The organism is Hyphomonas sp., assembly GCF_036964145.1.
In the GTDB taxonomy this organism is placed as follows: Bacteria; Pseudomonadota; Alphaproteobacteria; order Caulobacterales; family Hyphomonadaceae; genus Hyphomonas.
Genome location: NZ_JBALUC010000004.1, coordinates 253799 through 274498 on the forward strand (window position 1 = coordinate 253799; position 20700 = coordinate 274498).

19 protein-coding genes and 1 other RNA gene are annotated in these 20700 nt (G+C 59.8%); 12 read left to right on the top strand and 8 right to left on the bottom strand.

Translation table 11 applies throughout. From position 1 onward, the window contains the following. The first annotated feature begins 77 nt into the window (after positions 1–77). An RNA gene (gene ffs, locus V7660_RS13355) (signal recognition particle sRNA small type) lies at positions 78–178 on the top strand. 13 nt (positions 179–191) lie between these two features. Here ffs and V7660_RS13360 read toward each other — a convergent pair. Further along, positions 192–707 carry a hypothetical protein gene (locus V7660_RS13360; RefSeq protein ID WP_335603547.1) on the bottom strand — a complete coding sequence of 172 codons (516 nt, stop codon included), beginning with the start codon at positions 705–707 and terminating at the stop codon, positions 192–194. Positions 708–1117: 410 nt separating this feature from the next. Between V7660_RS13360 and V7660_RS13365 the strand changes: the two genes are divergently transcribed. From V7660_RS13365 to V7660_RS13380, 4 genes are all read left to right on the top strand, one after another. After that, positions 1118–2986, top strand: a complete 1869-nt coding sequence (locus V7660_RS13365) for a ribonucleoside-diphosphate reductase subunit alpha (protein ID WP_335603548.1) — start codon at positions 1118–1120, stop codon at positions 2984–2986. A gap of 356 nt (positions 2987–3342) precedes the next feature. After that, a complete protein-coding gene (locus V7660_RS13370; protein WP_335603549.1) occupies positions 3343–4212 on the top strand; it encodes a hypothetical protein in 870 nt (289 codons plus the stop codon). A gap of 16 nt (positions 4213–4228) precedes the next feature. Next, complete coding sequence (locus V7660_RS13375) at positions 4229–5260, top strand: lipid A deacylase LpxR family protein (RefSeq protein WP_335603550.1); 1032 nt, start codon at positions 4229–4231, stop codon at positions 5258–5260. 97 nt (positions 5261–5357) lie between these two features. Continuing rightward, positions 5358–7343 (top strand): alkyl/aryl-sulfatase, encoded by a 1986-nt coding sequence (locus V7660_RS13380; protein WP_335603551.1) that lies wholly within the window; start codon positions 5358–5360, stop codon positions 7341–7343. 6 nt (positions 7344–7349) lie between these two features. Here V7660_RS13380 and V7660_RS13385 read toward each other — a convergent pair whose 3' ends face one another. Next, positions 7350–8207: an alpha/beta hydrolase gene (locus tag V7660_RS13385; RefSeq protein ID WP_335603552.1), complete on the bottom strand. Its 858-nt coding sequence runs from the start codon at positions 8205–8207 to the stop codon at positions 7350–7352. Between the two features lie 236 nt (positions 8208–8443). On the opposite strand from V7660_RS13385, the gene V7660_RS13390 reads away from it, so the two are divergent. Next, positions 8444–9472 (top strand): ribonucleotide-diphosphate reductase subunit beta, encoded by a 1029-nt coding sequence (locus V7660_RS13390; protein ID WP_335603553.1) that lies wholly within the window; start codon positions 8444–8446, stop codon positions 9470–9472. Between the two features lie 81 nt (positions 9473–9553). Here V7660_RS13390 and V7660_RS13395 read toward each other — a convergent pair whose 3' ends face one another. Both V7660_RS13395 and V7660_RS13400 read right to left on the bottom strand, forming a co-directional pair. After that, positions 9554–9925 carry a PRC-barrel domain-containing protein gene (locus tag V7660_RS13395; RefSeq protein ID WP_335603554.1) on the bottom strand — a complete coding sequence of 124 codons (372 nt, stop codon included), beginning with the start codon at positions 9923–9925 and terminating at the stop codon, positions 9554–9556. A gap of 198 nt (positions 9926–10123) precedes the next feature. After that, positions 10124–10642, bottom strand: a complete 519-nt coding sequence (locus tag V7660_RS13400; RefSeq protein ID WP_335603555.1) for a UrcA family protein — start codon at positions 10640–10642, stop codon at positions 10124–10126. Positions 10643–10794: 152 nt separating this feature from the next. Here V7660_RS13400 and V7660_RS13405 point away from each other — a divergent pair, with 152 nt between their 5' ends. Continuing rightward, positions 10795–12246 (top strand): AMP nucleosidase, encoded by a 1452-nt coding sequence (locus V7660_RS13405; RefSeq protein WP_335603556.1) that lies wholly within the window; start codon positions 10795–10797, stop codon positions 12244–12246. Between the two features lie 88 nt (positions 12247–12334). Here V7660_RS13405 and V7660_RS13410 read toward each other — a convergent pair whose 3' ends face one another. Continuing rightward, positions 12335–12895, bottom strand: coding sequence for a YSC84-related protein (locus V7660_RS13410; protein WP_335603557.1), 561 nt, complete (start codon positions 12893–12895; stop codon positions 12335–12337). Between the two features lie 102 nt (positions 12896–12997). Further along, positions 12998–13903: an SDR family oxidoreductase gene (locus V7660_RS13415; protein ID WP_335603558.1), complete on the bottom strand. Its 906-nt coding sequence runs from the start codon at positions 13901–13903 to the stop codon at positions 12998–13000. Positions 13904–14088: 185 nt separating this feature from the next. On the opposite strand from V7660_RS13415, the gene V7660_RS13420 reads away from it, so the two are divergent. The 3 genes from V7660_RS13420 (at position 14089) to V7660_RS13430 (ending at position 16963) form a co-directional block, all read left to right on the top strand. Then, complete coding sequence (locus V7660_RS13420; protein WP_335603559.1) at positions 14089–14868, top strand: tyrosine-protein phosphatase; 780 nt, start codon at positions 14089–14091, stop codon at positions 14866–14868. A gap of 72 nt (positions 14869–14940) precedes the next feature. Next, positions 14941–16620 (top strand): DNA polymerase III subunit gamma/tau, encoded by a 1680-nt coding sequence (locus V7660_RS13425; protein ID WP_335603560.1) that lies wholly within the window; start codon positions 14941–14943, stop codon positions 16618–16620. 16 nt (positions 16621–16636) lie between these two features. Further along, positions 16637–16963, top strand: a complete 327-nt coding sequence (locus V7660_RS13430) for a YbaB/EbfC family nucleoid-associated protein (protein WP_335603561.1) — start codon at positions 16637–16639, stop codon at positions 16961–16963. A gap of 6 nt (positions 16964–16969) precedes the next feature. Here the strand turns inward: V7660_RS13430 and V7660_RS13435 are convergent, their stop codons facing one another. Both V7660_RS13435 and V7660_RS13440 read right to left on the bottom strand, forming a co-directional pair. Then, positions 16970–17860, bottom strand: a complete 891-nt coding sequence (locus V7660_RS13435; protein WP_335603562.1) for a glycosyltransferase family 2 protein — start codon at positions 17858–17860, stop codon at positions 16970–16972. A gap of 101 nt (positions 17861–17961) precedes the next feature. Next, positions 17962–18555, bottom strand: a complete 594-nt coding sequence (locus V7660_RS13440; RefSeq protein WP_335603563.1) for a hypothetical protein — start codon at positions 18553–18555, stop codon at positions 17962–17964. 139 nt (positions 18556–18694) lie between these two features. Between V7660_RS13440 and rmuC the strand changes: the two genes are divergently transcribed. Further along, entirely contained in the window at positions 18695–20038 is a 1344-nt protein-coding gene (rmuC, locus tag V7660_RS13445) for a DNA recombination protein RmuC (RefSeq protein WP_335603564.1), read from the top strand. 45 nt (positions 20039–20083) lie between these two features. Next, entirely contained in the window at positions 20084–20611 is a 528-nt protein-coding gene (def, locus tag V7660_RS13450; RefSeq protein ID WP_335603565.1) for a peptide deformylase, read from the top strand. Positions 20612–20700 lie beyond the last annotated feature (89 nt).

Sequence of the window (20700 nt, forward strand, 5' to 3'; positions counted from 1 at the left end):
GATTTGGGGGAGGGGTAAGTGTTTCGCGATGGATGCTGGCCCTTGCACCGGGGCGCTGCTCGACGCATATAACCGGCAGGAGGCAGGCGGCGGACGGGTCGCTCGCCAATCGGGTCAGGTCGGGAACGAAGCAGCCCCAACGAGTTTTTTCGCCCGGGTCGCTCGTCTGTCTCCGCTTTCTCAGAAAACGATTAGTTGATTTCGCTGAGGTCCGTGCCGAGTTCGAGGTGCAGGCGCAGGCGTGCGAGCGTGCGGAATACCGAGAAATTCAGCTTTGCGCGCTCCAGGACATATTGATCACGACTGAGTCCCGGTGCCAGCGTGCTGGTCTCCTGGAGGTGCAGCAGGTGCCGGCCATCCTTTTGCGGGATGATCGTGTATTCGCAGGCCGATTCGAGAACCGCACAGTCCGCATCGTTCGACCGCGTGGTCGTGCGGTAACAGTATCGCTTGCGCGGGCGGGATTCGGTGACTTCAAATACCAGTGTGACGCCCGGCTGGTCGGGATCGGTGGCCTCGAAGATATCATAGGCCGGATTGCCTGCACCAAAGACGAAGCCGCGCTCGCGCAGGGCATTGCGGGGGGAGGCGAGGTCGAGCTTCTCGAAGATTTCTGCGGCGGGGGCGTCGATGATCGTTTCACCATCATTCACGATGGGCGCGCTCGCCCAGTTCTGCAGGGTCTGATTCTTGAGCCAGTTCAGCATAGTGTCCTCTTGCGGGTCGAAATTGGACCGATGAGGCCATAATGCACGGTGGTAGTTAGCGATTGTCTCAACAGGCCGGACCAATCGGTTGAGGAATCGTCACACCGCGTTAACGGAATCCCTGTCGCTTGGTCATCCGGCAGGTAAATTTTGGCCGGTTGGCCCAGGTGGTTTTGGCGCAGATTTGTGCAGTTCCCGAAAGGCCAATACTGGCGGGCCATCGGTGGGTGTGTTAACCATTGATTAACCAGAATTCCACGGCAAATTTGACGTTTTAGAGACAAGGGCCGTTGACCCGATATTAACCTTCAGACACTATATCTAGTGTCAGGAACGGGGTTGAGAGCAATATCTGGCTTTCAGGGGCTTCCGGACCTATATGTTTCTATTGAATCTGGAGGGCTGCTCTAATGTCTGCAACCGAGGCCAAAACTGTGTCTAAATCTGCGCTGCGCAAGGGAAAGCCCAAGGCCGGGGTGGAAGGCCTGCTTCGTGTTGTTGAAGGCAGCCCGATCGTGATGGATCCATCGCGCGATTCCCTTCTGACCGAATTCGGCAAGAAGACCCTTCAGGACCGCTATCTGCTGCCCGGTGAATCCTATCAGGACATGTTTGCGCGCGTCTCGCTGGCCTTCGCGGACGACACCGAGCACGCCCAGCGCCTGTACGACTATATGTCCAAGCTCTGGTTCATGCCTGCGACGCCTGTTCTCTCGAACGGTGGCGCGGCCCGCGGCCTGCCCATTTCCTGCTTCCTGAACCAGGTTGGCGATTCGCTGGACGATATCGTCGAGACTTGGACCGAGAATGTCTGGCTCGCTTCCAATGGCGGTGGCATCGGCACCTATTGGGGCAATGTCCGCTCGATCGGCGAGAAGGTTGGTCAGAACGGCCAGACGTCCGGGATCATCCCGTTCATCCGCGTCATGGACTCGCTCACGCTGGCCATCAGCCAGGGCTCGCTGCGCCGGGGGTCGGCTGCTTGCTATATCGACGTGCACCATCCGGAAATCGAGGAGTTCCTCGAAATCCGCAAGGCGTCCGGCGACTTCAACCGGAAATCCCTGAACCTGCATCACGGCATCAACATCACTGATGACTTCATGGACGCGGTGAAGAAGGATGAGGATTACGGCCTCATCAGCCCGAAATCGAAGGAAGTGATCCGCACGATCAATGCCCGGAAGCTGTGGCAGAAGATTCTCGAACTGCGCATGCAGACGGGCGAGCCGTACCTGCTGTTCACTGATACGGTGAACAATGCGATGCCGGCGCACCAGCGCAAGCTGGGCCTGAAGGTCACCCAGTCCAATCTCTGTTCCGAAATCACCCTGCCGACCGGCGTCGACCATGCCGGCCAGGACCGCACGGCTGTGTGCTGCCTGTCTTCGGTCAATGCCGAGAAGTATCTGGAATGGTCCAAGGACGAGACCTTCATCGAAGACATCTTCCGCTTCCTGGACAATGTGCTTGAAGACTTCATCGAACGCGCGCCGCCGGAAATGGCCCGCGCGGTCTATTCCGCCAAGCGCGAGCGCTCGGTCGGTCTCGGCCTGATGGGCTTCCACTCCTTCCTGCAGACGATGAACGTGCCGCTGGAAAGCGCCATGTCGAAAGTCTGGAACGAGAAGATGTTCAAGCATATCCGTCAGGGCGCTGATGCGGCTTCGGTCAAGCTCGCCAAGGAGCGGGGCCCCTGTGAGGATGCCCGTGACGTCGGCATGATGGCCCGTTTCAGCCACAAGATGGCTGTCGCGCCGACCGCGTCGATCTCCATCATCTGTGGCGGCACCTCGGCCGGCATCGAGCCGATCCCGGCAAACGTCTACACGCACAAGACGCTGTCTGGCTCCTTCACGGTGAAGAACCAGCAGCTCCAGCGCCTGCTGGCCAGCAAGGATATGGACACGGACGAGGTCTGGACCTCCATTCTCGAGCATGAAGGCTCCATCCAGCATCTCGAATGCTTGGACGAGCACGAGAAGTCTGTCTTCAAGACGGCGTTCGAAATTGACCAGCGCTGGATCATCGAACTGGCTGCCGACCGTACACCTTATATCTGCCAGTCGCAGTCCCTGAACCTGTTCCTTCCGGGCGACATCGCCAAATGGGATCTTCACATGCTGCATTGGACAGCGTGGGAGCGCGGGCTCAAATCGCTCTATTACTGTCGCTCCAAATCGGTACAGCGCGCGGCTTTTGCCGGGTCTGAGAAGGCGGAAGTCCTGAAAATGGACACCCCGAACACCGATTATGATGAATGTCTTGCCTGTCAGTAGGGCTTCAACCCGAAATTGCGCACATAAATTGGCCGGCATCCTGGGGGGTGCCGGCTTTTTTTCGAGATTCGGGAGAGGGGACAGGTGCGTGATTAAGGCGGTTTCGACCTAAAACGCTGCATGATTTCCCTAGATTTTACAGTTGGTTAACAACGGAATAGGCCGGAAATCAGGCCATTTGCCCCCTAAAAAACATAATTTTACCGGGTTCTGGAACAAACTCTACAGAGGCGAGTTTGATAGGCAGGTATTAATGCAATTCGACCGATTGGCGTTTGGGGCGCGCGAGTTCTTTATGCTAAGTTAAGCGTCGAGCGGTCTAATCCTTGAATACGTTATCGTTCAGGGATGAAGGCATGAGAGGTATAAGGCACATGGTGTTTGCAATTTCTTCCGCAGTCATCACGATGGCGTGTCAGGGATGCGTATCGACGTCTCCCCATGATCAGGTCCGTTCCGAACCTATAGCCCCTCCCACCTTGGGCATGCAGCTCGCTGCACCTGCCAGCTACGCACCCAATTCAGGCGCAACCGCGCCAAGCGCGGCGTCTGTCCATGTTTTCAGTGTCCAGTCCACACGCTTCAGCGGTGTGCCGCTTGATGCCACGAACACGGTTGCGGCGCAGTTGCTCGTCGATCAACCCGTTGATTATCGGTCTGCCCCGGCAGCAGAGTATATTGTGCCCAACAACACACGTGTTGATTGGGGCAATAGCGAAGCCTTGGTCGCTGTTGCAGCCGAGCGAAGCCGTTCAGCGCTGTCGCGTCCTGGCCGTATAGAAAAGGACATCGCTGCGGAGATCGCCATTTCTGCACCGAAGGAAGTCACTGGTCTGAAGTTCGATGTCGGCGTTGCGCCGCGTATTGCTGTCCGCGAAGAGGGCGAGATTCTCACGCGCCGCGTTGGGGGTGAAGTTCGGATCGGTCAGGATTTTGACCTGCTGGACCGCAATGGCCAACCGCAGGGCTGGTACATCTTTGCTGGCGCCGACGGGGAAGCCCTTGTCTGGGATGCCGATGCCAGCGGATTCCGGCCGAATCTGGGTGACATGTCCCTCACTGACCAAGTCACAGTGGGTGACCTTCAGGCGGGTGTTTCCGTACAGCGCAGCGGCGGCGAACTGTCGCTCAGCTATATCCGCCGTGAAGTGAAATATTCCGACCGGAATGTCAGCATCAGCGAGACTGAAGATTTCGCAGGTGTTAGTTTCACGATGCGTCGTTAACTGTTAATCAGAGCCCATGCAGGCTCGATTCACACCCATTCAAGCTGCGGCCCTTGTCGCAGCTTTTTTACATGTCCCAACCGCTAACGCGCAGGCCGATCAACCGACTGCGCCGCCGAAGCCGGCCGTCGTGTCCTTTTCAACAGAAAATGACTTCTTCGGAGGGGGGACGGATCGTAATTATTCGAACGGACTTCGTATCGAACGTGTGTCGGGCGCCGACAATGTCCATCCGGGCCTGAAATGGGTCGCTGACCGTCTGCCCTGGCTCGATCTGGATCGTACGGAGCTCCGGCAGGGATTTGCGCTTTCGCATGCCATCTTCACGCCGGAAGACATCCAGTCATTTACCCCGGACCCTACCGATCGCCCTTATGCCGCCTGGCTGGCCCTGTCATCGACCGTGGCCGCCAGCAGTGACAACACGCAGGATACATTGCAGGTGAATCTCGGCGTCGTCGGCCCATCCGCAGCCGGCGAATTCGTCCAGAACACCTGGCACGAAATCATCGGTGTGGCGACGGCGAAGGGGTGGGATCACCAGCTGAAGGATGAGCCCGGCATCGAAATCATCGCGCAGCGTATGCAGATGTTTGACGGACCGGATCTGCCGCTGGGCATCGAGACCGATTTCGGGGCCCACCTGGGCGTCGCGCTCGGAAATGTCCGGACCTATGGGTCGACCGGGCTGACCGCACGGATCGGGTGGGATCTGAATTCGAGCTTCGGTCCGCCGCGCATCCGCCCGGCCCTGTCCGGGGCAGGGGAGTTCGTGCCCGGCACGCCCGAAGATCCATTGGGCGGGTACTTCTTTGTGGGCGTGGATGGCCGGGCGGTTGCCCGCGACATGTTCCTGGATGGCAATCTCTGGCGTGATGGCCCGAGCGTGGAAGATCGCCGGCCCATAGTCGGCGACCTGCAGGCCGGGGTCGCCATGCATTATCGCAGTGTGCAACTGGCCTTCACCTTCGTGAACCGGACCGAGGAATTCATTCGGCAGGACGGCCCGCAACGTTTCGGCGCGCTGTCGATCAGCATCTCCCGCTAAATCCGCATTTCCCTCGCGGCTGTCTTGCGCCTCTTCCGGCCTCGTCGCACAGTGCCTGAAAAGGGCGCGCAGGAAAGTGCCGATACGGGAGGAAACTATGCGAATTCTTTGTAGCGTGGCTGCAGCCATATTGCTGGCGGCCTGTTCCCCAGGCTCAAAGAGTGATGCACCGGACCCTGCTGCCAAGGCCCCACCCATCGGAGAAGCGACGGATGTGACCCGCGCGGCAAATGCGGCGGTGGCCGAGCGCCTGCCGCTGGAAGAGACATCCGATTTTGTCGACGCAACGCGCGGCTTGCTGGCCCAGCTGAAGCAGGACACGATCACGGACGCGGAGGGCAATGTCGTCTGGCAGGTCAGCCGCCGGGATTTTATTGCCGGTGATAGCCCTGACACGGTGAACCCATCGCTCTGGCGGCAGGAACGGCTGAACTCCGAGCACGGCCTGTTTGAGGTGACGGACGGCATCTATCAGGTGCGAGGCTACGACCTTGCCGTCATGTCGGTGATCCGGGGTGACACGGGTTGGATCATCGTGGATCCGCTGCTCAGCCAGGAAACGGCCGCTGCGGCGCTGGGCCTGGTGAACGACACACTGGGCGACCGTCCAGTAACCGGCGTGATCTATACCCATTCGCATGGTGACCATTTTGGCGGCGTGCGCGGGGTGATCGACGAGACTGACATTGAGGCGCGGGGCGTGCCGGTGCTGGCGCCCGTCGGCTTTACGGAATCAGCCGTGGCCGAGAATTTGCTCGCGGGAAACTATATGAGCCGACGGGCGGTGCTGATGTTCGGCAACACGCTGCCCAGCGGGCCGACGGGGCAGGTGGGCGTGGGGCTTGGACCGGCCTTGTCACAGGGGACAATTGGCCTGATCGAGCCGACGGAAGAGGTGCCGGGCCGGGGCACAATTCGTGTGATTGATGGCGTGACATTTGAATTCATCGACGCGGCCGGCACGGAGGCGCCAGCCGAATTCATGTTTTACCTGCGGGACTTCAACGCGCTGTGTACCGCAGAAGTCGCCACGGCCACCTTCCACAATGCGCTCACCCTGCGCGGCGCGAAGGTCCGCGACCTGCTGGAATGGAGCCGGGTGATCGATTATGTACTGACCGAATATGGCGAGCGCTCGGATGTCGTGTTCGCGTCGCATCACTGGCCGACCTTCGGGAAGGAGAATGTCGAGACCTTCCTGCGCGGCCAGCGGGATATCTATCGGTACACGCACGACCAAACCGTGCGGCGCGCCAATCGCGGGGAAACCCAGTTCGAGATTGCAGAGGATCTGGCCGAACCGGCCGTACAGTCCGAGCATTTCGATACGCGCGGGTATTACGGCACGCTGAACCACAATGCGAAAGCCGTCTATCAGGGCTATTTCGGGTGGTGGGATGGCGTGCCTGCCACGTTCAATGCCCATCCGCTGGAAGCGAAAGCCAGCCGGTTCATCAAGGCCGTCGGGGGAGAGGATGCGGCGCTGGCGATCGGCCAGGAAGCCTTCGATGAGGGCGACTATCGCTGGGCCGCCGAAGTGCTGAACTATGCGGTGTTTGCCAATCCTGAAAATCAGGCGGCGCGCGATTGGCTGGCGGCGAGCTACGAACAGATGGGGTTTCAGGCCGAGAGTGGTGCTTGGCGCGATTTCTATCTTACGGGCGCGCAGGAATTGCGGAATGGCCTGGCCGATGCGGGCGCCGTGCGCACGCGCAGCCGTGAGTTCGTCGAGGGCGTGCCGACGATTGAATTGTTCAATGCGCTGGCGGTGCGGTATGCGCCGGAGAAACTGAGCCGGGATCCGTTCGAGCTGAACTTCCGCTTCACTGATACCGAAGAAGACTTCGTGATCGATGTGGGCAATGCCACGGCATTCCCGCGTCCGGTGGTGCAGTCTGAGGGAGCGGTGGCGACCCTCACCCTGTCCCGCGACGCCTTCAACGATCTGATCCTCCAGACTCGCAGCTTTCGGGAGATCGCGGCAGCGGGTGAGGCAAAGGTCGAGGGTGACCCGACCGCGCTACTCGCCTGGTTCACGGCGCTGGAGACGCCCGACTTCTGGTTCAATGTCGTCGAGCCCTGAGGCCAGCTAGTTGTCCAGCTGGTCGCGGAAAAAGTCTGCGATCATTGGTGCGGCCTTGTCTCCCTTTGCACCGAGGCGCTCGTTCAGGCTCTTGTGGTCGCGATTCTTGACGAGGCGCGCTTCGGCCTTGTGCCCGGCGCTGTTGAGCGCTTCAGCCAGTTCCTTGGCCCGGCTGGGCGCGACGGCGCGGTTCACATAGAGCAGCAGGAAGGGCGGAATCTCGGTGCTTTTCTCGACCTGCAAGGTTGGGGAGGCGGCCGCCCAGACGTCCTGATCGTCGCTGGTGAAGGTCGGGTGGTAGAAGTCGGGGATGTCGCCGTCATGCCCGGTGCGGGCCAGATTGTAGGCAGCGCTGTCCATCGCGACGACGCCCTTGATGACCGCTGGTGTCAGGTCGAAGGCGTCCAGATAGTCAGGATCAATGGCGACGAGCGCCGCCATGTGCGCGCCGGCCGAATGTCCCATCAGGAAGATCTTGTCCGGGTCGGCGCCAAACTCTTCCGCATGTTCATGGAAATAGGCGATGGCGGCGGCGGCATCTTCTTCCTGAGCGGGGAAGGGATGGCCGGGCGCAAGACGGTAATTGATGGCGACGAAAACGAATCCCTGATCGGTGAAATAATCTGACTGGAACATGCCCAGCGCATTCTGCTTGTTGCCGAAGGTCCACGCGCCGCCATGCATCATGATGATCATGGGCGCGCCTTCGGCATCCTCGGGAATGTAGATATCCGCGCGCACATCGCCCGGATCAAGGCCCGGCGCTTCGGCATAGATGACATCCCGCACCACTTTTGCGCTGGCGGGCGCAGCGCATGCAAAGGCCGAAACCACGGCAAAAAGAATGACACTGAAGAAACGCATAGATATCTTGTCTCGCAAGGCGGGGATGGAACGCTTAGGCGCCCGGAATGTGCTGATCATTCTGCACTAATCCGGACGGCGCCACCCCTAAGCGGGAAATATGCCAAAACTGTGGGCAAGCCTGTGAACAAGTACGCTTTGCCGCAGTCAAACATCTTGCGGCAAGAGCCTCAATGAGGCACTATATATGGTGTAGATTGTTCCAGAAAACGCAGTAAATGACGTAGGAGGCCCTGATGGCTGACGGAAATTCCAATGTGCCCGGACTTTTGACCGCGAGCCGGGCGTACAAGCCCTTCCGTTACCCGTGGGCGTATGACTTCTGGAAGGTCCAGCAGCAGGTGCACTGGATGCCGGAAGAAGTGCCCCTCGGCGAGGATTGCAAGGATTGGGCGGTGAAGCTCAATGATTCCGAGCGCAATCTGCTGACCCAGATCTTCCGCTTCTTCACCCAGTCTGACGTGGAAGTCGGTGCGAACTACATGGAGCATTACATGCCCCTGTTCAAACCGACCGAAGTGTCGATGATGCTGGCCTCGTTCTCCAACATGGAGACGATCCACATCGCGGCCTATGCCCTGTTGCTCGAAACGATCGGCATGCCCGATTCGGAATTCTCGGCCTTCATGGAATATGAGGAGATGGCCGCCAAGCATGACTATCTCGGCCAGTTCGGCACCGAGACGAATGAAGACATTGCCGTCTCCATGGCCGTGTTCGGCGGGTTCACCGAAGGCCTGCAGCTGTTTGCCAGCTTTGCCATGTTGATGAACTTCCCGCGCTTCAACAAGATGAAGGGCATGGGCCAGATCGTGTCCTGGTCGGTACGCGATGAGTCGCTGCACTGCGAAGGCATGATTAAGCTGTTCCACACCTTCTGCGCCGAAACCGGCGTCATGAATGATGCGCTGCGCGAACGGATCCGCGAGTGCTGCCGCACTGTCGTGGCCCTTGAGGACAAGTTCATCGAACTGGCCTTCGAGATGGGCCCGGTCGAAGGGATGACCGCTGACGACATCAAGCAGTACATTCGCTACATCGCTGACTGGCGCCTGAGCCAGCTGAAGCTGGAGCCTGTCTTCGGTGTAACCAAGCACCCAATCCCGTGGCTGACGGAAATCCTGAACGGGGTTGAGCACGCGAACTTCTTCGAGCAGCGCGCCACGGAGTATTCCAAGGGCGCAACCAGCGGCGACTGGCATGGCGACGACGGCGTATGGTCGAAATTTGACCAGCGCAAGCTGGTAGATGCGACCACAAGCTAGGCGTCACCGAATCCATGCATAGCAAGGCGCGCTACCCTGACTGGGATAGCGCGCCTTGTTCTTTGCGGTCTACCTTATTGATCAATACCAGTACGGTATGGCGCCATAATAGGAATAGACGCTGCGGCCATAGGCGTCGTCACGCAAACGGTCGTATTCGGTGCGCTTGAGCGTCGGGGCTCCGCGCAGCTGATCCTCGTCGAGGTCCACGACATAGCCTTCCTTGGATTCGTCATAATCGAGCGATTGCCAGGGAAGGGGATGATATTCTTCCCCGATCCCGAGAAAGCCCCCAAAGGACATGACCGCATAGGCGACCTTGCCGCCGCGTTTGTCCAACATGAGGCTGTCGATATGACCGATCTTGTCGCCAGCCATGTTGTAGACACTGGTGCCTTCAACCCGATCTGAACTGATCAGCGGATTTGAACTCAATGTTGCATCGTTTGACATGGATACCTCCCTGTCATGGTGAAAGCCCCACCAGTAAGAAACCAATGCGTGAGGCGGGCGAGCGATCCATGATTGCGCGGGTTTAATCCGGGAAAGGGGAAGGGCGGACGGGTCCAGAACGGGGCCGAACCCAGAACGAATGAGGGGCTGCCCGTGGCCCTGGGCAGCCCCTCCAACGCTATTCCGGGAGGAAAAGGTCTAGCGTTGTCCCGCGTCAGCGACGAGGGTGGTAACCTGGCGCGCAAAAACAGGCGCAGTTGGACGGTTCGCAACTTCCTGCTCTTCCAGAATTTTCTTCAGAGCGGCCTTTGTGAGGTCCTTGGCGCATGACCGGTCAACATATGGCTGGTTCGTGACCGGCATGCGTGTTGAGCAGGCTGCTCGGGTCTGTGCGTCAATGGATTCGAGCACGACAGCCGCGCCGGCATCGGAGGCCAGCAAAGCCTTGTCGTAGGCAATTTCTACAGTGATTGGAGTGCCTTCTGCAGTCGCTGCAGCAGGAACGATGGTTGCGGCGGCCATCAGGACCGGGATGATGAACTTTTTCATGTCAAAACTACCTTCAGAGTTAGCGTCGGCGTGTGCCGACAGGAAACTCCTCCCGCCCCATGCAACGTCATTCTTTTGTTCTCCCCACAGTGACGCCGAAGCGTCATGGCCTTCCGCGCGGGATTGACGTTTCATGTTGCACTGCAACAAAAACGCATATTCGCGCATACCTCAAGTGAAACCTGCACGGCAGAAAGTCATGGCTGCCTTGCGCACCGGGATTGCACGAAGCCTATGCGAACGATGCTCATTTGTTTGTCATGTGTGACCCGCAGAGCCCCGCAGATTGACAGAAGGTCGCATTCCCGCCATTTGACGCCATGTCGAAATTGAACACACCCGAACACGTAATTGACGCGCTTGAGAAACTCTATTCCGAGGCCGTTTCTGCCCTGTCCTCAGCTTTGGACATTTTCCTGCACTCAGGTACCCCGCCATCACCGAATTTGCGGGAATCCGGGGCTTTCTGCTATCCGCAAATCCGGCTGGTCTATAATCCGGACGGGCCACCTCCGCCGATTTCACGGGCCTTCGGAAAGATGTCCGAGGCGGGAACATATGTTTCCACGATCACCCGGCCAGACTTCTTCCGCGACTACCTGACCGAACAGCTTGCCCTGCTGATGCGCGATTATGACATCGACGTGTATGTCGAGCAGTCGGATTCCGAAATTCCCTATGCCTATGTCTGGGAGCAGGGGCAGGCGAGTGGCCTGGAGGAGATTTCGCCGGCCGAACTGGCGCGACACTTCCCAAGCCCGAACCTTGCCGATATTGGCGACGAAGTGGCCGATGGCGAACTCTACGAGCCATATGAGACGCACCCGCTTGCGCTGTTCGATGCGCAACGCGTCGACTTCTCCCTGAAGCGGTTGCAGCATTATTGCGGTACGCCCGTCGAGCATTTCCAGCATTATGTGCTGTTCACGAACTATCATCGCTATGTCGACGCATTCTGTGACTGGGCGTTGCAGAAGCTGACGGAAGACAATCACTATACGTCATTGTCTGTTCCGGGCGGCCTGGAAGTGTCGGAGCCGACCGATACGACGCGGGCGGAAATTGATGCCTCCCCCTGGCGGCGTTTCCAGATGCCGGCCTATCATTTGCGCGCCCCGAATGGCGGCGGCATCACGCTGGTGAACATTGGCGTGGGGCCTTCAAATGCAAAGACGATCACGGATCATCTGGCCGTGCTTCGCCCGGAAGTCTGGCTGATGGTCGGGCATTGCGGCGGTCTGCGCCATAGCCAGGCGATTGGCGATTATGTTCTGGCGCACGCCTATCTCCGCGAGGATCACGTGCTGGATTCCGTGCTGCCGCCGGAAATCCCCGTGCCGCCGATCGCGGAAGTTCAGGTCGCCCTGCAGGAGGCAGCCGCGACTGTGACAGGGGAGAATGAGAAGCAGCTGAAGCGGCGGCTTCGGACGGGTACCGTCGTGACCACGGATGACCGGAACTGGGAGCTGCGTTTCTCGGCCACGGCGCGCCGGTTCAACAAATCCCGAGCAATTGCCATTGATATGGAAAGCGCGACCATCGCGGCGAATGGGTTTCGTCTGCGTGTGCCGTATGGCGTCCTGCTGTGCGTGTCGGACAAACCGCTGCATGGTGAGATCAAGCTGCCAGGCGCCGCCAACCGCTTTTACGAGCGGGCCATTGGCGAGCACATTCGTATCGGGATCGAGACGCTGGAACGGCTTTCCGCTGACAAGGGCGCCAAGCTGCATAGCCGCAAACTGCGCGCCTTTGATGAGCCACCCTTCAGGTAGGCTGGACCTCTCAGGCAGAAAAAAGGCGCAGGGTCCGATGAACCGGAACCCTGCGCCTTCACCCTGGCTCACCTGAGCCCAAGCTTGGTTAGTCCATTTTGGTGATCTTGGTACCTTCGATGCTGACGCCAGCCATCAGGCCTTTCTGGTCGAACACAAAGGCGTAGGCATCTTCTTTCAGCGTGGACGTCGAGAGGTTCTCCGCCATGCCGGCATTGACCAGCACAACGGTCGGGCCTACGCCGATTTCCCAGCCATCGGATTCTGACAAATACTCTACGGCATCGTCATTCATCAGGAAGACGGCGTAGCCATAGGACTGAGCGCCAGCTTGAAGGCCCCAGGAGCCGGTCATGGAATTGTAGTAATCAACTGTCGCGCCATTGCGGATCAGTTCACCCTCACCATAGGCGCCACCGAGACCAAGTCCGGCCTTCACCATGGACGGGAAGACGAGCACGGCGCGGGACTGGTGGTTGATTGCCCGGGCGGCAGCATTCTCACTGACCAATTTGTTCAGCGCGGCGCGGCTGCCGGCGTCAATCTGGGCGCGGTCCACTTCGTCCGGGAGGGACGAGCAGGCGCTGAGGCCGAGGGCAGTAGTGGCGGCAAAACAACCAGCGAGGAGGGCGGAACGGAATTTCATCATGGATAGACTCCTTCATGATATAGATCAGCTTGAACTCCGCAGACGGGCCAAGGTTCCCGTCAATAAGAGGCAAGGTAGCGTTATTTCGTTGATGCGTATCAATCAGCTGATCGGCTTACCGCCGGTAACTCCTATGATTTCGCCGCTGACATAGCTGGATTCCTGTGATGCAAGGAACACGAAGGTTGGCGCCAACTCGGCGGGCTGGCCGGGGCGGCCCATGGGCGTGGCCTTGCCGAATTCCTGCACTTTCTCCTGCGTCTGGCCGCCGGACGGCTGCAGCGGGGTCCAGAATGGGCCAGGGGCAACACCATTGACGCGAACCCCACGGTCCAGAGCGCCTTGTGCCAAGGCTTCTGTAAAGCCGCGAATGGCGAATTTGGTTGTCGCGTAGTCGAGCAGGTACGGCGCTGGGCTGAAGCCCTGGTTTGAAGTGACGTTGATGATCGCCGCGCCCGGGGGCATCAGCGGCAGCGCGGCCTTGGACAACCAGAACATGGCATAGACATTGGTTTTCATCGTCTCGTCGAACTGCTCGTCGGAAATGTCCTCGATGCCGGGCTGGCGTATCTGCTTACCGGCATTGTTCACGAGGATGTCGAGTCCGCCCATCTTCTCGTGGGCATCCTTGATAAGGCTGTTGCAGAATTCCTTGTCGGTCAGATTGCCGGGCATCCGGTGGACAGTATGGCCTTCGCCCTCCAGCAGATCGCAGACCCAGTCGGCGTCTTCTTTCTCTTCCGGCAGGTAGTTGATGCAGATTTCTGCCCCTTCGCGGGCATAGGCGATGGCAACCGCGCGGCCTATGCCGGAATCGCCGCCGGTGATCAGCGCCTTGCGGCCCTTCAGGCGGCCGAAGCCTTTGTAGCTGTCTTCGCCATGATCGGCCTTCGGCTCCATCTTGTGGTCAAAGCCGGGCTTCTCCTGGGGTTGTTTCGGGAAGGGGGGCTTGGGATATTGCGCACGGGGGTCGCGCATTTCGTACTGGTTCTGAACGGTGTCGGTCATGGGGGCCTCTTTCGTGTGAGTGTCTATGAATTCAACCGGCTCGCGCGCTGGCGGTTCCGATGAATTTTCACCCTCTGTTAACGGCAGATTGTGAGGGCAAAGGCTGTCCGTGCGTGATGAGGGTCACAAAACCTTCCCCGACGCCCATCTGGACGTGCGCGGCCGGGCGCGGTACCTCGCAGACCATGACAGACAGAATCCATACTCTTCAGGGCGTCCGGAATTTCCGGGATTTCGGTGGCTATGCTTCCCGGCATGGCGGGCAGGTGAAGCGCGGGCGGTTGTTCCGGTCGGGCCATTATGCCGAGGCCACCGAGGAGGATCTGGCCGCGCTGGGTGCGCTTGGCATCCATTTGCAGGCAGATCTCCGCCGCCCGGATGAGCGCGAGCGCAATGTGGCGCGCTGGTCGGCGCCCAACACGCTGACTCATGATGGCGGCCGCGAGCATGAAGCCCCGCACGCGCAATTCCTGAAGAAGGTCGAGGCCGACGCCCAGAAGGCGGACGACTGGATGAATGATTATTACGCGCTGGCGCCCTTCAAGGCCCACCATGCCGAATTGTTCTCGGGCTGGTTCGAGCATCTGGCCGGACTGGAAGACGACGCCGCCGGGCTCGTGAATTGCGCGGCTGGCAAGGACCGGACGGGCATTCTCTGCGCGCTGACGCATCATGTGTTGGGGGTCGAGGAAGCCGACCTCCGGGCCGACTATGAGCTGACGAATACAGCCGTGAAGGTCGACGAATTCCTGCCGCAGGCAGCCGCCTTCTTCAATGAACAGGTCGGCAAGGCGTATGAACCGGAAGTGTTCCGCCCATTCCTCGGCGTGCGTTTGCGCTATCTCGATACCGCCTTCAACGTGATCCATGACAAGCACGGCACCGTCGATGCCTATCTGGTGGATGTGCTGGGTGTGGATGAGGCCGCGCAGGAGCGGCTGCGGGCCCGGTTGCTTGAGGCCTGATCCTGTTGTGGGCAAATGAGATGAGCCCGCCCCATTGCGGCCGGGCCGCATGAGTCGTTAAAGTCCCGGCTGATGAGCGATTCCGAACTCCCCGAAGAACGTGATGACCAGACCTTCTCGATGTTCGGGGAGGATGAGGCCCCGAAATCGGCTGAATACCAGGTGCTCGCGCGCAAATACCGCCCGCGCCGCTTTGAGGACCTGATCGGCCAGGAGGCCATGGTCCGCACGCTTTCCAATGCGTTCGAGACGGGCCGCGTAGCGCATGCTTTCATGCTGACCGGTGTGCGCGGGGTCGGCAAGACGACCACCGCCCGCCTGCTGGCGAGGGCCCTGAACTATCAGTCAGACGATCATGACGGCCCGTCGATCCGGCTCGACCCGAAGGGCGAGCATTGCGATGCCATCATGGCGAGCCGCCATCCGGACGTGTTGGAACTTGACGCCGCCAGCCGCACCGGGGTTGCCGACATGCGCGACCTGCTGGACGGGGCACGCTACGCCCCGGTCTCGGCCCGTCACAAGGTCTATATCATCGATGAGGTTCACATGCTGTCGACGGCCGCGTTCAACGCGCTGCTGAAAACGCTGGAAGAGCCGCCCCCGCATGTGAAGTTCATCTTCGCGACGACCGAGATCCGCAAAGTGCCGATCACGGTCCTGTCGCGCTGCCAGCGGTTCGACCTGAAACGGCTCGATGCCGTGAATTTGTCCGAGCACCTCGGCCGGGTCGCCACGAATGAGGGGGCGAAAGTCTCCGAAGAGGGGCTCGCTTTGATTGCTCGCGCGGCCGAAGGTTCCGTCCGCGACGGCCTCTCCATTCTCGACCAGGCCATCGTGCAGACCATGGACGGCGAGGAAGTCACCGGTGCGGCCGTGCGGGACATGCTGGGTCTTGGCGATCGTGCGCGCCTGCTGGATGCGTTCGAGAAAGCCATCTCTGGCAGTGCTTCAGAGGCACTGGCCGAGGTGAAAGACCAGATCCATGCGGGCGCTGATCCGGCGGTCATCCTGAAAGACCTGATGGACGTCTGCGCCGATGTCTCCGTGGCGCAGGCGACTGGCGGCGAGTTCCAGTCTGCCGGGCCCGCCGAATGGACCGAACGCACACTGGCCATGGCGCAGAAGCTGACCGCGGCGCAGGCTGCGCGGTATTGGCAAATTCTCCTGTCGGGCTTTAACGACCTCCAGACGGCGCCGGACACGGCGACCGCGCTAAACATGATCATCCTGCGCCTTGCGGCAGCAGCGAACCTTCCGTCACCGGAGGAGGCTGCGCGCATGATCGCCGAGTCAGGCGGTGCGCCGGGAAAGCCTGAGCAACATGGCATGGCCCCGTCTCCCGCCGGCGGGCTGGAGAGCTTTGCCCAAATCGTCGCCTATCTGGGTGAGCACAGGGAAGTGAACTTGCAGGTCGAGTTGGAGCGATACGTTCGGCCAGGTCCTGTGCGCTACGGCTATTTCTCATGCGAACTCGAAGACAATGCCCCTAACGATCTGCTTGCCAGGCTCAAGGCGTTCCTTGAGCGCGACACGGGCGACGATTGGGTGGTCGAGCAGATTCGCACCAATGCCGAGACCATGCGCCAGACGGAAATCCGCACACGGGAGGAATTGTTTGCCTCTGCGGCCGCCCATCCGGCTGTCGCGGATGCCTTGAAGAGCATTCCCGGCATTACCATTGTTGATGTAACCGAGCCGCCGGCGAGCGACGGCAATGTCATAGACCTGAATTCCAGACGATCGGCCTGAAGGAGGCCCGCTTCCCATGAAAGACCTTGGCAAGATCATGCAACAGGCCCAGCAGATGCAGGCCAAGATGCAGGAAGCGCAGGAAAAGATCGAATCGACCGAGGCTGAAGGCGTCGCCGGGGCTGGGCTTGTGTCCGTGCGCCTGAAGGGCAAGGGCGATATGGTCAGTGTCAGGATTGACCCATCCCTGATGGGCGATGATCAGGAGATCGTGGAGGACCTCATCAAGGCCGCGCATTCGGATGCCCGAAAGCGCCTTGATGAGGCGATGGAAGCGGCCATGAAGGAAGCGACCCAAGGCTTGGGCGGCGGCATGCTACCGGGCTTCAAGCTGCCTTTCTAAGGCGGATCAGTAGAGTTCAGGTTCTCTTGTGCTGAAGGCCGAGGCCAGGCAGCCGCGATGGAACATTGCTCGCATCACCCAGAAATTCCGCTTTTTCTCGGACCAGACGAACACGGCCGCCATGGCGTAGCAGAAGATGATCTTACTCAATGAGGCGAGCATCGTAATGCCCAGCGTGACCGAATTGCGTGTCGTGAGAGAGTGGTAGCCATAACTCATCCCTGAGCGGAATTTGCGTTGACGAATCCAGCTTGCGTCGAGCCGTTTCGGGTCGACCGCTTCATGCACGATGGCCGCTTCGCTGATGTCGAATTTCGCACCGGCATACCAGAGCCGGAAGAAGAATTCGGTGTCTTCTCCGCCGGTCTTTCCTTTTTCAAGCAGGAAACGCTGGCCTTTCACAATCGGGGAACTCGCGCGCATCAGGGCGTTGCAGGTATGGCCGGTCTGAACCACGCCGCCGCGGCGCGTGGGCATGTTCGAGTGATAATCCTGCTGGCGCATCCAGTCGGGTGCAGTATCGGGATAGACCGCGATCGCCGGCCCAAACACGGCGTCCAACTCATTTACGCGCCCCATCTGGAGCAGGGAAGCGAGCCAATCGGTGTCGGCCACTTCATCATCATCGATGAAGGCGATCCATTCGGCTGTGGCCGCATCGAGACCGGCATTGCGCGCGATCGAGATATTGTTGGCCGGAGCATGGAGGTATTTGACAGGAATCGACAGGGTTTGCGCGATCGCTTCGACCCGGTCACACGCCGATGGGGTTTCGTCATTGTCGATGACAATCGCACGCGCCGCCACACCTTCCGGCAGGGCCTGCCGGTCAAGGGATCGCAACGTGTCCTCAATTGAGGGCCTGCGATAGGTGCAGACGCATATGTCGATATTCAATTCGGCGACCTCATGGGGGCTTCGTGCGCGTCAAACATGTCGGAATGCAAATCAGCAAGTCCCATGCCACGCATGCGTGATTCCTCAAGCCGAAAACAGTGTCAGAAACCTGGATTCGGCGCTGAAGCGGCGATCAGCTTGTTTATCAGGCGTTTTGCAGCTTTCGGATCACGCGGGTCAGGTGCTTCTGTCGCATGGGACCAGACCAGATCGCCGGTCGCTGGGTCGAAGAGGGCGATTTGGGCCGTCTGGTCAATGCCATCTGGTCCCGGGATACCCCCGAACATGAGGCCAAGCCCGCCCTGGACGAGCCGGCTGGCGGAGCTTTCCAGATCATATTCCACCCGGATCACCGCAATAAGTTCGGCCGGAGTCTCGCGCGCAGGCGCCGGGGGATCAGGCTGCGTGTCCAGCTTCTGGGCCAGCGCTTCAGCATGCGCTCGCGCCAGATCGCTGGAGTCCAGGGCTTCTGCTGGTACGGCGCTCGCCAAGGCATCGGCAAGATTAAGTCGCGCTGTTTCAGTTTGCTCCGATTGCGGCTCTCGGAGACCGGAGGCGGTGACCAGGGTGATTTCCACGAGGGGGGGCAGGTAGGTGATCGTGCCCTCTGGCGGCGAGGCTGAGTCAACCGAGGGCACAGGCGCAGAGGCGCACGCCGTGAGCGCCCACACCGCACTCAGCAAAACCAAGCGCATTCGATCCTCCCCTTTGCATCCCGGTAGAAAGGGGCTCAGCCTGGGCGGGAAGTCAAGCGGACGCTGAAATGATCGCGCTTGATAGACATCGCAGCATGTTCCTTATATGTTCTGAGCAGAATCGTGCGAGGATGCCCGTATGGACCCAATCATCATTATCGGCGGGGCCGGCTTTGACGTCGTGCACCTTGTTCTGTTCCTCCTAGCCCTTGCTTTGGCAGGTACGGCCTGGTGGCTTGCCAGCAAGTCCGGCGCGAAGGCGGAGCGGCTGACGCTGGACCTTGAGCGCGCGACCGATGAACTGGTCGAGGCGAAACAGCGTATCCGCACGCTGGAAGAGGTCTCGCGCAAGGCAGAGCTGGAATTGGCTGAAGCCCGCGCCCGCAGCGCCGAGGATGAACGCAAGTTCGGAGAAATGGCGCAGGGCGTTCTGCAACGCGCAAATGCGCAATTCCTGCAGCTCGCCAATGAGACGTTTGAGAAGCACAAGGAAGGCGCACAGGGCCACCTGAAGGAGTTGATGAAGCCGATTGGCGAGAATTTCGATGCCTTCAAGAAACGGGTGGATGACATCGAGAAAGTCCGCACCGAAGACAAGTCGCTGCTGTCGGAACAGGTCAAGGCGATCGGGGAAAGCCTGCACCGTAACACGCAGGAGACCGGAAAGCTGGTCAACGCGCTGACCGCGCCGAAGGGCGGCGGGCGCTGGGGCGAGATGACCCTGAGAAACGTCATGGAGCAGGCGGGCCTGTCGGGACATTGCGATTTTTCCGAACAGGTGCACGACCAGACGGAAGAGGGACGCCAGCGGCCGGATGCGATCATCCGTCTTCCAGGTGACCGCCAGATCGTGATCGATTCCAAGGTCTCGCTCGCCTCCTATATGGCGGCGGTAGAAGCCGAGGATCCGGCCCAGAAGGTCGTCCATCTGAAGGCGCATGCGACCAGCGTCCAGCGGCATGTGAACACGCTGGCCTCCAAGGACTACCAGTCCAATCTCGGCAACCGGTTTGATTACATTGCGATGTTCATTCCCGGAGAAAATTTCTTCGCGGCCGCACTGGAGCATTCCCCGGACCTGATCGAAAAAGCGATGAGCCGTCAGGTGATCGTGACAACGCCGACCACGCTGATCGCGCTGGCCCGGACGGTGGCCCATCTCTGGCGCCAGCATCACCAGAACGAGAATGCGATGGCAGCCGCCGAGCTTGGCGCGGAACTCTATAGCCGCATGGGGGTGATGCTGGGCCATATTGAAAAGCTCGGAAAATCGCTGAACGGCTCGGTGGACCATTTCAATTCCGCGATGGGATCGTTTGACAAGCGGGTCCTGCCGACCCTCCGCAAATTCGAAGACATGGAGATTGCGCCGCCAGCCAAGGCGCTGGCAGAACCCAAGCAGATCGAAAATCGGGCCAATGTTCCCGAAGATACAGGCGAACTGGACTTCGGGGATTCCAAAAAGGCCGTCGCGGCCGAATGACGGCCAAGTGTTGACCAGAGGCCCCTCCGTGCATATCTGAAACTCATGGCTATCAGAGAAATCCTCACCGTCCCGGACCCGCGTCTGAAGGAAGTGTCGAAGCCCGTCGAGGGCGGCGTCACCGACGAGATTCGCGCGCTCATGGATGACATGCTGGAAACCATGTATGACGCGCCGGGTATTGGCTTGGCCGCGATTCAGATCGGCGTGCCGCTGCGCGTGATCGTGATGGATCTCGCAAAAGAGGGGGAAGAGCCCCAGCCGCGCTATTTCGTGAACCCGGAAATCCTGCCTCTGACTGAGGACATGGCGCCTTATGAAGAGGGCTGCCTGTCGGTGCCGGACATTTTCGATGAAGTCGAACGTCCGACCGAGTGCCACGTCCGCTACCTCGACTATGACGGCTTCAAAGTCGATGAAGTTGCAACCGGCATGTATGCGGTTTGCATCCAGCATGAGATGGATCATCTGGAAGGCACGCTGTTCATCGACCATCTGTCGCGCCTGAAGCGCCAGCGGGCGATCGACAAGGTGAAGAAGGCCAAGCGCCTGCACGCACGCGAGTCGGCCTGATCGTCATGAAGAAGCGCGGCAGCTTCTTCGCGCGTCCCTGGGTCCGTTGGACCGCCGCTTTTTTCCTCGCTGCCCTGATCGTGATCAGT